A 12,391-nucleotide genomic window follows, 5' to 3' on the forward strand; every position below is an offset into this window, starting at 1 on the left:
TGGCGAAACGAAGCACCGCCTCTGAGATGTGTGCCCGCCACTCCAAGGTCCTGCCGCGATGATCAGGGAGGGACCTGCAATGTCTATCGACAGAATTTCAGACATGATCGCGCATTTCATCGGCCTGTTCGACACGGTGATCGAGGAAGCGCGCCTGAGAAGCAACTACAGCGAAGGCCCGGCGCATTCCAATCCGGACCGTCTGCCGGACGATGAAGCCGCCAAGCTTCTCGACAAGAACTACGATGTTCCGCTCGAGGATTACGATCCCGGCGTCAAATATCGCGCCGGCTATTATGATTTCGATTATCTGCAACCGCATTTCGCGCGCATGGTCGAACACGACATGCAGCAGCTTGCAAATGCGATACCCATCGATATTTCCGCCGCCAACTTCCGTTTTCCAGGTCGTCTCTCCTTCGAGGACCAGCGCGAACTGGTGATCCATACGGGCCCCGGCTCAGTGATCGCCCATGCCGCGCAAGTCAACATCCTTCAGGATGACGACTATCTGAACATGACGGATGGCCCCAATGTGGCCCGCGACACGAGCTTCGTGACCGAACGCACCGTCGAGTTCTACAATGAGGCGTCCGTCTTCACGCCTTTTTCCGGTTTCCAGCGCACCGACAGCTATGACGCCCTGCAGGCGCTCGCCAAATCCGCGCATGATTACATCGAGCATGCCCGTGAAAACGACGTCACCTCGCTCGGCACCGGTGCCGACCAGGATTTCGTTCTGGCGGGCAACGATATCAACGGCCTTTACATCAACGGCGTGGCAGCCGACGAAAAGCCTGTTCTTGACGACTACATGCCCGATCGCGGTATCGCCAAGCCACCGGAAGAACCGGAAAAGAGTGATGTTCCGCTGCATGAGGACAGCCCTGCCGGCAACAGCCTCGATGTAGCCGCAGGCGCCAATGTCGTCGCCAACATCGCCACGCTGGTCAATACCGGCGTCATGACCTCGGTGACCGCGGTCATGGGTGACTATCACCAGATCGACGCCATCACCCAAGCCTATATCTATAGCGACCGGGACGAAATTTCGTCCGTGTTCACCCGCTCCGAAAATCAGGCCGAGACAGCTGCCTATAACATCGCCAGCTTCCAGCGCAGCATCTATCCCGGCGCTGAAAATACCGCCGCCGACAGCCATGAGACCGGTGAACCGCCGATATTCCCAACGGCCTGGCGTGTCAGCGTGCTGGAGGGGGATGTCTCCTTCGTTCACTGGATCGAGCAATATCAGTTCGTCAGCGACAACGATACGATGACGATCACCACGTCAGGCGCAAGCGTCAGCCTGCTGACGGGGGGCAATGCCGCCCTCAACATCGCCAATTTCCTCGGCATCGGCATGCAATACGATCTGATCATCGTCGGCGGCAATGTGCTGGACATGAACCTCATCAGCCAGATCGCCGTGCTTTACGACAATGACTGGGCACGCGCCAGCTCCGGTGCCCCTGATGGCGCCACCATTCAATCCGGCAATAACCTGCTCTGGAACGATGCCAGCATTCACAATGTCGGTGGCAACGACCGGTTCGAGACCATGCCGGATTACATGCAACAGACGGTGAACGCGATCAACGAGCGCGACCCGAATATGCCCGATGCGCTGGCCCATGACGCCAACTTTGCCGGCTATCAGGGACTGAACGTCCTTTACATCACCGGCAACCTCTATGACGTCAGCATCATCAAACAGGTGAGTGTACTCGGCGATTCCGATGACGTGACCCAGGCGGCAGCCAAGGTTCTCGAAAACAACAACGATGCCACCGTTCATATCGATACCGGCAGCAATGCCGTGATCAATCTGGCGCAGATCATCGATTACGACAGTTTCGGCTCCACCACCTATGTCGCCGGCGGCGTTTATTCCGATGCGATACTGATACAGGGCGGCATCATCGAAAACGACACGTCGCAGCCCGCACAGCCAGGCCAGCTGGCCAATGAGGTCATCGCATTTCTGCACGACGACCCCGCAACCATCGAAAACGAATCCAATGGCGTCATCAATGCCGGTCACGACATGTCGTGGTCGAACGCCCATTCATCCGACGTCATGCAAGCGGTCACCGCATAGGCTTTGCCGCCAGCGAAACCGCAGATGCCGCAAGATCATCGAGGGGACCGATATAAATGGATCATATTTCAAGAAAAATCATTGCCGACGGACGCTCGCTCGACCTGCCGCTGGATCAGGAGGCAGAAGACAGCAAACTGACGGACGCCTGTATTTCAGCCATAAATGAAGCCGTTGAAAACTTGCGCCAATTGTCCGGCGCAGATGAAACATCAAAGGCAGCCGCGCCCATCGCCGCAACGACACCCCCACAGCCCGCCCAGGCAACCATTCAGCCCCCGCAAATGCGGGATGTTCCGCCGATAGAGCCAGAGGCCCGACCGGGCCGGCAACCCGAGCCAACCCCGGAACCGGCAGCAAAGACCGACAATTCGGAACTGAAAGCTGCACCCGATCTGCCTTTCGTCAAGACCATCGACAATAATGACGGGCCGATCCGCGAAAATGAGCGCAGGCCCGTTACCGGCGGTGGCGGCAATGGCAAGGATCCGGAAGATCATGGCGGCGGTGGTGGCGGCGGCGGTGGTAGCCATAGCGGCTTCCATAAGCGCAGCGAGCCGATCAATTTCGCCGCAAGCCTCGCCAAGGGTATCGCTGCGGTCAGACGAAACATGGTAGTGGTGATGTTGTTCACCATCGCCATCAACATTCTGCTGCTCGCTATCCCGCTTTATCTGTTCCAGATTTCCGACCGGGTTCTGACCAGCCGCTCCATGGACACACTTGTCATGCTGACGGTCGCCGTTCTCGGCGCGGTTCTGCTGCAGGCCTTCATGGATGCCATCCGCCGCTTCATCCTGATGCGCACCGCGGTCGAGCTCGAGGTGCAGCTGGGGGCGCCAATCCTCTCCGCCGCCGCCCGCGCCTCGCTCCACGGCAGCGGCAAGGATTACCAGACATTACAGGACCTTCAGCAGCTGCGTTCCTTCCTGACGTCGGGAACCCTGATCGCCTTTCTCGATGCGCCGCTGATGCCGCTCTTCATCGTGGTGGTCTATCTCGTCCACCCGCATCTCGGCATCATCATCATGGTCTGCTGCGCTGTGCTTTTCGGCATCGCCTGGCTCAACCAGCGCTTCACCGCACGGCAGTTCTCCGAAGCCTCTGGCTATCTGAGCCGCGCCAATTTCCACCTCGATTCCATGTCGCGCAATTCGCAGATCATCAATGCGCTCGCCATGATCCCTGAAGCCGTGAAGATGTGGGGTCGTGAAACCGCCGGTTCGCTGAAATCCCATGTGGCGGCGCAGGACCGCAACATCATGTTCTCGGGCGTTTCCAAGGCAGCGCGTATGGTCACCCAGATAGCGCTTCTGGGCTGGGGTGCGCATCTGTCGCTATCGGGCGAATTGACGGGCGGCATGGTCATCGCGGCCTCAATCATTTCCGGCCGTGCACTGGCCCCCATCGAAGGCGCAATCGAAGGCTGGCACCAGTTCAACAAATCCGCCGCCGCCTATGGCCGCATCAAGCAGCTTCTCATCAATTCGCCGCTCAACTTCCCCCGCCTGCGCCTGCCCAATCCGGAAGGACGTCTTGATGTAGAGCGCATCCTGTTCGTGCCGCCGCCGCAGAAGAAGGTGATTTTGAACGGCATTTCCTTTTCGCTGAAAAAGGGGGAATCGCTCGCCATCATCGGCAATTCCGGCTCCGGCAAGACGACGCTCGGCAAGATGCTGGTGGGTTCCATCCTTCCCACCTCAGGCAATGTCCGTCTTGATCTCATGGATCTGCGTAACTGGGACCAGCGGCAATTCGGTGAAAGCATCGGTTATCTGCCGCAGGACGTGCAGCTTTTCCCTGGTACCATCAAGGCCAATATCTGCCGTATGCGCGACGATGTCGAGGACCGGCAGATTTACGAAGCTGCGGTGCTGGCCGATGTGCACGAGCTGATCGCCGGTTTCCCGCAGGGTTATGAGACCGTCGTCGCCGCCGATGGTGCGCCGCTTTCCGGCGGCCAGAAGCAGCGCATCGCGCTTGCCCGCGCCTTCTTCGGCGATCCCAAATTCGTGGTGCTGGACGAGCCGAACTCCAACCTCGATACGCAGGGCGAACAGGCGTTGGCCAAGGCGCTGCTGCACGCCAAGAAACAGGGCATCACGACAGTCACCATCACTCAGCGGCCGGCGCTCCTGCAATGCGTCGATAAGATCATGGTGCTGAAGGACGGATCTGTCGCCATGTTCGGCGAAAGGATGGACGTGCTGAAGGCGCTTTCCGGCAATGGCCGCCCGGCCGCCCAGTCGCCGCAGATCGAGGGTTGAGGATCATCATGTTTACGAAGAAAAACGCTATCGCCGACGTCAAACCCCAGGGCCAGCTGGAATGGTATAGCGAAGTGCCGCGCTCGATACGGCTGCACAGCTCCATCGGTCTTGCGGTGCTGCTCGCCTCGTTCGGCGGCTTCGGATACTGGGCCGGCACCGCGCCGCTCTCCTCCGCCATCATCGCCCAGGGCAGCTTCGTTGCCACCGGCAACAACAAGGTGGTCCAGCATCTGGAAGGCGGCATCATCAAGGAAATGATGGTCAGCGAAGGCGACACGGTCAAGGTCGGCGACGTTCTTCTGACCCTCGACAAGACAACGGCGCTTGCCAATGAACGCATGTTTCAGTTGAGGCGCCTTCGCCTCGAAACCATCGTCACGCGTCTGCGCGCCGAAGCCCAGGGTGAAAAGAGCTTCAAGGTGCCCGAGATCGTGATGAAGGAATCAAGCGATCCAGATATCAAATCCATCATCCAGAGCCAGAACGTCGTGTTCCACAGCAAGCTCGTTAAGCTGGAAGAGCAGCTGAACCTGATCAACAAGAACATCAAGTCGCTGGAGTTCCGCTTTGCGGGCTATGAAGGACAGAAACAGTCCTTCGACCGGCAATTGGCGCTTTTGACCCAGGAACGGGATTCCAAGGAAAGGCTCGCCAAGGATGGCGTCATCCGCAAGACCGACATACTCGCGCTCGAACGCGCCATTGCCGATGCCATGGGCGATATCGCCCGGCTGACCGGGGAAATGAACCAGAGCGAAGCGGAGATCGCCAAATTCAAACAGGAAGCAGTCATTGCCGTCAACGCCAACAAGCAGGCGGCACTGGATGCGCTTGAAACCGCGGAATCCGATCTCGACAGCGTGCGTGAACAGGTGCGCGGTGCGGCCGAAGTGCTGGAACGCACCGTCATCCGCTCCCCGGTCAACGGCACCGTGGTGCGCGCCTATTACCACACGCCGGGCGGCGTCATCACGACAGGCAAGCCGATCATGGAAATCCTGCCGGCCCATGTTCCCCTGATTCTGGAAGCGCAGGTGCTCAGAACCTCCATAGACCAGCTGCATGAGGGCCAGACCGCCGCAATCCGCCTCTCCGCACTCAACCGCCGCACCACACCGGTTCTGAACGGTAAGGTGTTTTATGTTTCGGCCGACAGTATCGAGGAGAATGCCGGTCTGCAGGTGAAAGACGTCTATATCGTGCGCGTGCAGATCTCCGACGAGGAAATCGCCAAGGTGCATAATTTCCACCCCGTGCCCGGCATGCCGGCCGACGTTCTCATCCAGACTTCGGAGCGGACTTTCTTCGAATATCTGACCAAACCGATCGCCGACAGCATGTCGCGCGCCTTCAAGGAAAGATGAAGAAATAACAGCAGCGTATACTGTCATTCCCGGATAGGTCGACATATATAATATCTATCTATTTCGTCGGGGCGGGAGAAGCGACATGGCGGCGATGTCGGATGTATTGCTGCTGGTGGGCAGGCTGAACTACGTGTGGACCAACACGGAAAGCCTGATGATCTATCTCATCGTCCATCTCCTGAAAGTGGAGAAGGAAGCGGCCATCGTCGTGTTCCTGACGCTCAATACCACGCGGGCGCGCATGGATCTCATCGAGCGCCTGGCGAAGCTTCCCTCCACCGACACGAAGGACCGCAAGACCATCCTCTCCATCATGGCGCGGCTGAAGAAGGAAGCGAGGACGCGCAACAAATATAATCACTGCATCTATTCCTTCGATGAAAAAGGCGAGATCGCCAGCACGCAATTGATGCGGCTGGTGGAGGATGACAGTAAGGTGCGTTACGGCAAGGTCGAGCGCATGGACGAGGAGGAAATCGAGCACCTCGAAAAATCGATCGCCGATATCGTTGCGGTCAGCAAGGACATTTGGAGCTTCATCCACGCCAGCCCGCATGTTTCAGCGGATTATCTCTAGGCTCTCGTCTGCAACCGCATGCCGATAGCCGGGTGATTTTCAGTATCCTGCGCAGACCTCGCCGGCAGGCACAGTTTCCCGGCTGCAAAATAAAGCAGGAACGAGCCGATCTGGTAAGGGAAGATGATGTCGATCTCCACGAAGGAGCGGACGACGAACAGGGCACAGATCGCGAACAGGATGACGCCCTGCGGATCGCTCTTTCGCATCAGCACCGAGCGCAGATGCCCGAGCAGCGTTCCGTAAAGCACCATGGCAAGCAGGAACATGCCGACGAAGCCGTTTTCCACCACCGTCTCGATATAGGTGTTATGGAAATGGAAGCCGCTGCGACCGGTAATGAAGAAATCGTTCCACAGCCGTTCGGCATCGGCGAAACCCACCACCCAGAACCCCTGATAACCGACACCGAGGATGGGTGTCTGTTTTCCCGCCTCGATGCCCTGCTGCCAGAGATAAGTTCGCCCGGTCAGCGTCGAATCCTTGCCGAAAATGCCGAGAATGGCGTCGAGCAGGCCGAACTGCAGGGAGGCCACGGCCAGCAGCGCTCCGAGACCGCCGAGCGCAAAGAACGTCATCTTGCGATTTGCCGGCGAGAGCATGCCGATTGGAATGAAACCGATGATAAGGGCCACCACCGCCGCCGTGGTGATGGCGGATGTGGCCGATTGCGACGCAACGAGACTATAGGCCGATAACAGCCCGGTAACGCCGGCGATCGGCAGCCAGATGCCCCTTTGTTTCAGGACCAGCACCGAGGAGGCAGCGAAGATGACGCCAAGCGAGGCGTAAAAGCCGAGCTGGTTCTTGGACGAGAAAGCACCGACGAAACTATAGTTACCGTCAAGCGCATCGAAGAGATAGATGCCGAACAGCAGCGAATAGAGCAGAACAAGGGTGATGCCGATCAATGCGCCGCGTGTCAGCGTGCGGATGGAGATCACCCGCATGGCGATCAGTGCGCAGACGATATGCGTCATATATTGGATAGAGGCGCGCATGGTCACCGAAGCGGCTTCCGACCAGAAGCTGGACAGCACGGTCAAAATGCCGAAACCGAATATCCAGAGATAACGCGGATAATTGCCGAGCACGCGCCGGTAATCCACCACGACAAGCGGCAGCCACAAGCCATAATAGGCCAGAACCGAAACCATTCCGAAGCGCGACGAATAGGCGAAAACGAAGAATGACAGCGCGATGGCCGCCATTCCGTAAACCTCGTTGCGTTCAGGGTCGATCAGCGCCGATTTGGCGATCCGCATAAAAACCTCACTGCATCAGGATTTCAGACGAGACCTTGATGACATCGCCGGGCTGGAGCAGCGTGTTTTCATCCACCTTCTGCTCCTTCGGCTTGCCATTGTCCTCGCGCACCACGACATAGCCGATGGTCGCGGATTTGCCCGACGGATCGAAACGGATCGCCTCGGCCGATTGAGCCAACGCTTCCGACATCAGCTCGCGGCTGGTGGTCAGCTGCAGATTGAGCTTGTCGAGCTCCGCTTCGGTATCCTGCAATTCCTTGGAGCGCTGCGCCACCCAGTCGTTGCGCAGGTTGATCTCGTCCTGGGTCGCCTTGTTGATGTCCTGCTTGGCGCGCAGCGACTGCGTGTCGATATCGAGCAGAGTGGATTCCACCTCGGCCGCCCGTTCTTCCGCGGAAATACGCCGCTGCGACAATGCAAGCCCCTGCTCGTTCAACCGGTTGACGCGGTCGCGATCCTCATTGGCGAGCTGGAGCTGGCGGTTCTGCGTTTCCGATTTCTTCTTCAGCGATTCAACTTCGCTTTCCAGAAGTGCATGCAGGTCCGTCAGTGCCTTGAGCTGCAGCGTGTAACGCTCGGTGCGCGATTTCATCAGCGCGCTTTCGCTGGCCAGAAGCGTATCGATCTCGGAGATCTTTTCCATTTCAGCGGTCTTGGTGATGGCTTGATCACCCTTGACCTCGGCGATCAGCCGCGCCTGACGGGCGAGCAGCCTTGCCCGCTGGTTGTCGTAGACGGCAGCGTCACCGCGAGCATTGATGAAATCGCGGGCAAAACGCTGCCCGGCATCGGAACGGCGCAGACCTCCGGCAAGGCTGACGGCCTTCAACACGGTGAGATTGGCGGCATAGGGATATTCGCCCGGTGTCTGCACATCGCCGCTCAGGAAGATCGGCCGGAACTGGGCGATCTCGACGGAAGCCGACGGAAGGTTGCGAAGGGCGAACTTGCTCTGAAGCTGCGCGCCGATCTGATCGCTGACTTCGGAGGGCGTCTTGCCGGCAACCTCGAGCTGGCCGATGAAAGGCAAGGACAAGGTGCCCGAAGGACCGACGGAATAATCGCCGTTGATGACATCCCAGTTGCGGATGCTGCCATCGGCCGGCTGCCACTCGGCAACGCGGATGCGCAGCTTGTCTGCGGTGCCGAGCTTGTATTGTGCGCCTTCCGCAGCCAGTGCGGACAGAGGCGCGGCAAGAGCAACGGAAGCGGCAAGGACGAGAGCCACAAACGGGCGGTGGGCGGCAAAAAGGCCGTTCATCGGGAAACTCCCTGTTAGCGGATCGCCGCGCGGGCGATCAGGCCGTCGCGTAACCGGACAAGGCCGGTCGCGCAGCGCCGCAAAAAGCGGCCGGTATTGTTAGCACCAATGACGCACCCGAAGACCGGACTTGGGATCCCGGTCGGGTGCGTGTCGAAAAGAAGATCGATAAAGCCGAACTCAATATCGGTTTTCAGTAGCTTCCGCGTGACATGCACACGGCGGGAATGGTCTTGACGATGATGAACACATCCTGGCGCATCGACCAGTTCTGGACATATTGCGTGTCAAAAGCCACGCGGGTTTTATAGGAGACGTCGTTACGGCCGCTGATCTGCCACAGGCCGGTCAGGCCAGGACGGGTGCTGAGATAATAAGCGGCGTCATTTTCGTAATAGCTCAGCTCCTCGTCAACGACGGGGCGCGGGCCAACCACGCTCATTTCACCACGGATGATGTTGAGAAGCTGCGGCAACTCGTCGAGGGAGAGCTTGCGCAGCACGGCACCAACAGCGGTAACGCGCGGATCGTTCTTGAGCTTGCGGGTCGCGCGCCATTCCTCGGCGGCTTCCGGATTGGCGGCAAGATATTGCCGCAACATCTCATCGCCGTTCATCGCCATCGTCCTGAATTTCAGGCAATGGAAATAGCGGCCATTATGTCCCACACGCCGGTGACCATAAAAGATCGGACCGGGATCGGAAAGTTTCACCAGTACGGCGATCAGCAGGAATATCGGGCTGAAGATGAGCAGCGCAAGCGCAGCCGATGTCATATCGAAGCTGCGTTTTGCGATGCCCCCGATAGGGAAACTGACATCGAAATCTTCGGAACTGCTGAGTGTCTGTTCAGCCGATTGGGTCGCGGACTTCATAGAGAGAACTCCATTTATGTTTTGCGATTGGTCGGTGCCCGGAGGCGCGTCTTTCCGTCTAAAAGAGATAACAAGTCTGTGTTCGGAATTTGATGCTAATGGATTTTTTGTAAGGCACATTGCCCATAACCGTCTATGCGATTTCTTGCGCGAGCGGCCGATCAACGCCCGGGCAATATTAACGGTTGCATAAAAAAGCAACAAAGACGCCGATGGCCATGTGTGGAGAGCATGGGTGTCGCCGCATCATGTATTGGGTTTTGCACCGTCAGCAGTCTTTTCTTATGTGTTTCTTATGACTTGCGGAGATGAGACAGGAACGCGAAGAAGAGGCGTGTCCGTGACAGACTATTAAAGTTTTTTGCATCGCAGCAAGATTATGGCAATGCATATAAAATTTGACATATTGGACGGGATTTTTTTACCCGCCATTATCGCTACGCCAATAAAAAGCGATGGAAAAATCGCAACAAAGGCGCAAAGACGGCAAAAGAGTGGCGAGGAACCGCACTCCCCTCATGGCAGCCCCGCAAAAATGCCGTAGCTGACGGACGTTTTTCTCGGGCCAGCGGGATTTTGCCGTCTCTGGAGCGTAACGACGCGCCAAATACGGTGGGAATCAGAAGGTTGGTGGCGTGCAGGCGCTGATCACCTCGCAGGGCACGGGACCGACGCAGCGAAAGCGGTGCGGCCTGCGGCTTTCGAAATAATAGGCATCACCCGGGCCGAGCACCCGCCTCTCCTCGTCAACCGTCACTTCCAGACGGCCTGAGAGAATAATGCCCCCCTCCTCGCCATCGTGAACCAGCGGAACCTTGCCGGTGTCGGCGCCCGGCTGGTAACATTCCTTCAGGATTTGCAGGCTGCGGCCGAAAACATTCTCACCCACCTGCCGGAAGGAAATCGGCCCCTTGCCGATTTCAACCAGTTCATCCGCCCGGTAAAAGGCCTTGCGGCTGGTTTCCGGCTCGAAGGCGAAAAACTCGGCAAGGCCGATCGGTATGCCGTCAAGAATACGTTTCAGCGCGCCGACGGATGGATTGGAGGTGTTGCTCTCGATCAGCGAAATCGTCGAATTGGTAACGCCGGCGCGTCGTGCCAGCTCACGCTGGGAAATATTGTGACGCAGCCGCAAATGGCGCAAACGCCCGCCTATATCCACCGACATGCGTGACCCCCGTTACCCTTGTTCGAAATATCGAAAATATCCCTTCACGCCTATAGCATTTCCAATAACTTGGTCACAGAGAGAAAAGGGCTTGTTCAGTCGCAAAAATAGCTTTCAATCGGCGGCAACGAATAGGAGAACCGTTATGGACAACCCGAGCCGATCCAATTCCACCTCACTCGACAGCTACTGGATGCCATTTACCGCCAACCGTCAGTTCAAGGCCAATCCCCGCCTGCTGACGAGTGCCGAGGGCATGTATTACACCAGCAATGACGGCCGCCAGGTTCTCGACGGCACGGCAGGCCTGTGGTGCGTCAATGTCGGCCACGGGCGCCAGCAGATCGCCTCCGCCGTCAAGCACCAACTCTCGACCATGGATTACGCGCCGTCCTTCCAGATGGGCCATCCCGTCGCGTTTGAATTTGCCGAACGGCTGGCGGAAATCGCACCGGGACCGGAAGGCGGCAAGCTCGACCGCGTGTTCTACACCGGCTCCGGTTCGGAATCGGTCGATACGGCGCTGAAGATCGCCATCGCCTATCAGCGCGCTATCGGCCAGGGCACCCGCAGTCGCCTCATCGGTCGCGAGCGCGGTTATCACGGCGTCGGTTTCGGCGGCATCTCCGTCGGCGGCCTCGTCAACAACCGTCGGGTTTTCCCTCAAATCCCCGCCGATCACCTGCGCCACACGCATGATCTTTCGAAAAACAGCTTCGTGAAGGGTCAGCCGGAACACGGCGCAGAGCTCGCCGACGATCTGGAGCGGCTGGTCGCCCTGCACGGCGCGGAAACCATCGCCGCCTGCATCGTGGAACCCGTGGCCGGCTCCACCGGCGTGCTGGTGCCGCCGAAGGGTTATCTGGAGCGCCTGCGTGCGATCTGTGACAAGCATGGTATCCTGCTGATCTTCGATGAGGTCATCACCGGTTTCGGTCGCATGGGCTCTTCCTTCGCCAGCAACTATTTCGGCGTTACGCCTGACATCGTCACCACGGCCAAGGGCCTGACCAATGGCGCCATCCCCATGGGTGCCGTCTTCACCAATCGCAAGGTACATGATGCCTTGATGCACGGTCCGGAAAACCAGATCGAGCTGTTCCATGGCTACACCTATTCCGGCCACCCCGTCGCCTGTGCCGCCGGCATTGCGACCCTCGATATCTACCGCGATGAGGGTCTCTTCACCCGCGCGGCCGAATTGCAGGATGTCTGGCACGACGCCATTCATTCGCTGAGGGACGCGGCGAATGTCATCGACATCCGCACCATCGGTTTCATCGCCGGCATTGAGCTGCAGTCGCGTGAAGGTGCTGTTGGAGCACGCGCCTACGATGTCTTTGTGGATTGCTTCGAGCGCGGCCTGCTCATCCGCGTCACCGGCGATATCATCGCCCTTTCACCACCGCTGATCGCCGAAAAATCCCATTTCGACGATATCGTGTCGATCCTCGGCGATGCGCTCAAGCGCGCGCAATAAAGAGCATAAAGTACTAATAAAGAAA

General features: G+C 58.3%; 9 protein-coding genes. 5 read left to right on the forward strand and 4 right to left on the reverse strand.

Annotation, left to right across the window (positions count from 1 at the left end):
• The first annotated feature begins 79 nt into the window (after positions 1-79).
• The 4 genes from O8B93_RS15670 (at position 80) to O8B93_RS15685 (ending at position 6,315) form a co-directional block, all read left to right on the forward strand.
• Entirely contained in the window at positions 80-2,101 is a 2,022-nt protein-coding gene (locus O8B93_RS15670) for a hypothetical protein (protein ID WP_269710857.1), read from the forward strand.
• Between the two features lie 56 nt (positions 2,102-2,157).
• Positions 2,158-4,368: a type I secretion system permease/ATPase gene (locus tag O8B93_RS15675; RefSeq protein ID WP_269710858.1), complete on the forward strand. Its 2,211-nt coding sequence runs from the start codon at positions 2,158-2,160 to the stop codon at positions 4,366-4,368.
• 8 nt (positions 4,369-4,376) lie between these two features.
• Positions 4,377-5,735, forward strand: coding sequence for an HlyD family type I secretion periplasmic adaptor subunit (locus O8B93_RS15680; protein WP_269710859.1), 1,359 nt, complete (start codon positions 4,377-4,379; stop codon positions 5,733-5,735).
• 85 nt (positions 5,736-5,820) lie between these two features.
• Positions 5,821-6,315 carry a hypothetical protein gene (locus O8B93_RS15685; RefSeq protein ID WP_269710860.1) on the forward strand — a complete coding sequence of 165 codons (495 nt, stop codon included), beginning with the start codon at positions 5,821-5,823 and terminating at the stop codon, positions 6,313-6,315.
• Here the strand turns inward: O8B93_RS15685 and O8B93_RS15690 are convergent.
• The 4 genes from O8B93_RS15690 to O8B93_RS15705 form a co-directional block, all read right to left on the reverse strand.
• The gene (locus O8B93_RS15690; protein ID WP_269710861.1) at positions 6,312-7,580 is read right to left on the reverse strand and encodes an O-antigen ligase family protein; all 1,269 of its coding nucleotides are present in this window, start codon (positions 7,578-7,580) and stop codon (positions 6,312-6,314) included. The genes O8B93_RS15685 and O8B93_RS15690 overlap by 4 nt on opposite strands.
• Before the next feature lie 7 nt (positions 7,581-7,587).
• A complete protein-coding gene (locus tag O8B93_RS15695) occupies positions 7,588-8,844 on the reverse strand; it encodes a polysaccharide biosynthesis/export family protein (protein WP_269710862.1) in 1,257 nt (418 codons plus the stop codon).
• Between the two features lie 193 nt (positions 8,845-9,037).
• Complete coding sequence (locus O8B93_RS15700; RefSeq protein WP_269710863.1) at positions 9,038-9,718, reverse strand: sugar transferase; 681 nt, start codon at positions 9,716-9,718, stop codon at positions 9,038-9,040.
• A gap of 619 nt (positions 9,719-10,337) precedes the next feature.
• Positions 10,338-10,886 (reverse strand): cupin domain-containing protein, encoded by a 549-nt coding sequence (locus O8B93_RS15705; RefSeq protein WP_003523802.1) that lies wholly within the window; start codon positions 10,884-10,886, stop codon positions 10,338-10,340.
• 145 nt (positions 10,887-11,031) lie between these two features.
• On the opposite strand from O8B93_RS15705, the gene aptA reads away from it, so the two are divergent.
• Positions 11,032-12,366: an omega-aminotransferase AptA gene (gene aptA, locus O8B93_RS15710; RefSeq protein WP_269710864.1), complete on the forward strand. Its 1,335-nt coding sequence runs from the start codon at positions 11,032-11,034 to the stop codon at positions 12,364-12,366.
• The last annotated feature ends 25 nt before the right edge of the window (positions 12,367-12,391 follow it).

Source organism: Martinezella rhizogenes (assembly GCF_027460065.1).
Classification (GTDB): domain Bacteria; phylum Pseudomonadota; class Alphaproteobacteria; order Rhizobiales; family Rhizobiaceae; genus Agrobacterium; species Agrobacterium rhizogenes_C.

What these genes read in the sequence shown, in the direction of transcription:
- O8B93_RS15700 (WP_269710863.1), bottom strand. Translation starts at nt 9,718, where the DNA reads ATGAAGTCCGCGACCCAATCGGCTGAACAGACACTCAGCAGTTCCGAA.
- O8B93_RS15680 (WP_269710859.1), top strand. Translation starts at nt 4,377, where the DNA reads ATGTTTACGAAGAAAAACGCTATCGCCGACGTCAAACCCCAGGGCCAG.
- aptA (WP_269710864.1), top strand. Translation starts at nt 11,032, where the DNA reads ATGGACAACCCGAGCCGATCCAATTCCACCTCACTCGACAGCTACTGG.
- O8B93_RS15695 (WP_269710862.1), bottom strand. Translation starts at nt 8,844, where the DNA reads ATGAACGGCCTTTTTGCCGCCCACCGCCCGTTTGTGGCTCTCGTCCTT.
- O8B93_RS15675 (WP_269710858.1), top strand. Translation starts at nt 2,158, where the DNA reads ATGGATCATATTTCAAGAAAAATCATTGCCGACGGACGCTCGCTCGAC.
- O8B93_RS15685 (WP_269710860.1), top strand. Translation starts at nt 5,821, where the DNA reads ATGGCGGCGATGTCGGATGTATTGCTGCTGGTGGGCAGGCTGAACTAC.
- O8B93_RS15690 (WP_269710861.1), bottom strand. Translation starts at nt 7,580, where the DNA reads ATGCGGATCGCCAAATCGGCGCTGATCGACCCTGAACGCAACGAGGTT.
- O8B93_RS15705 (WP_003523802.1), bottom strand. Translation starts at nt 10,886, where the DNA reads ATGTCGGTGGATATAGGCGGGCGTTTGCGCCATTTGCGGCTGCGTCAC.
- O8B93_RS15670 (WP_269710857.1), top strand. Translation starts at nt 80, where the DNA reads ATGTCTATCGACAGAATTTCAGACATGATCGCGCATTTCATCGGCCTG.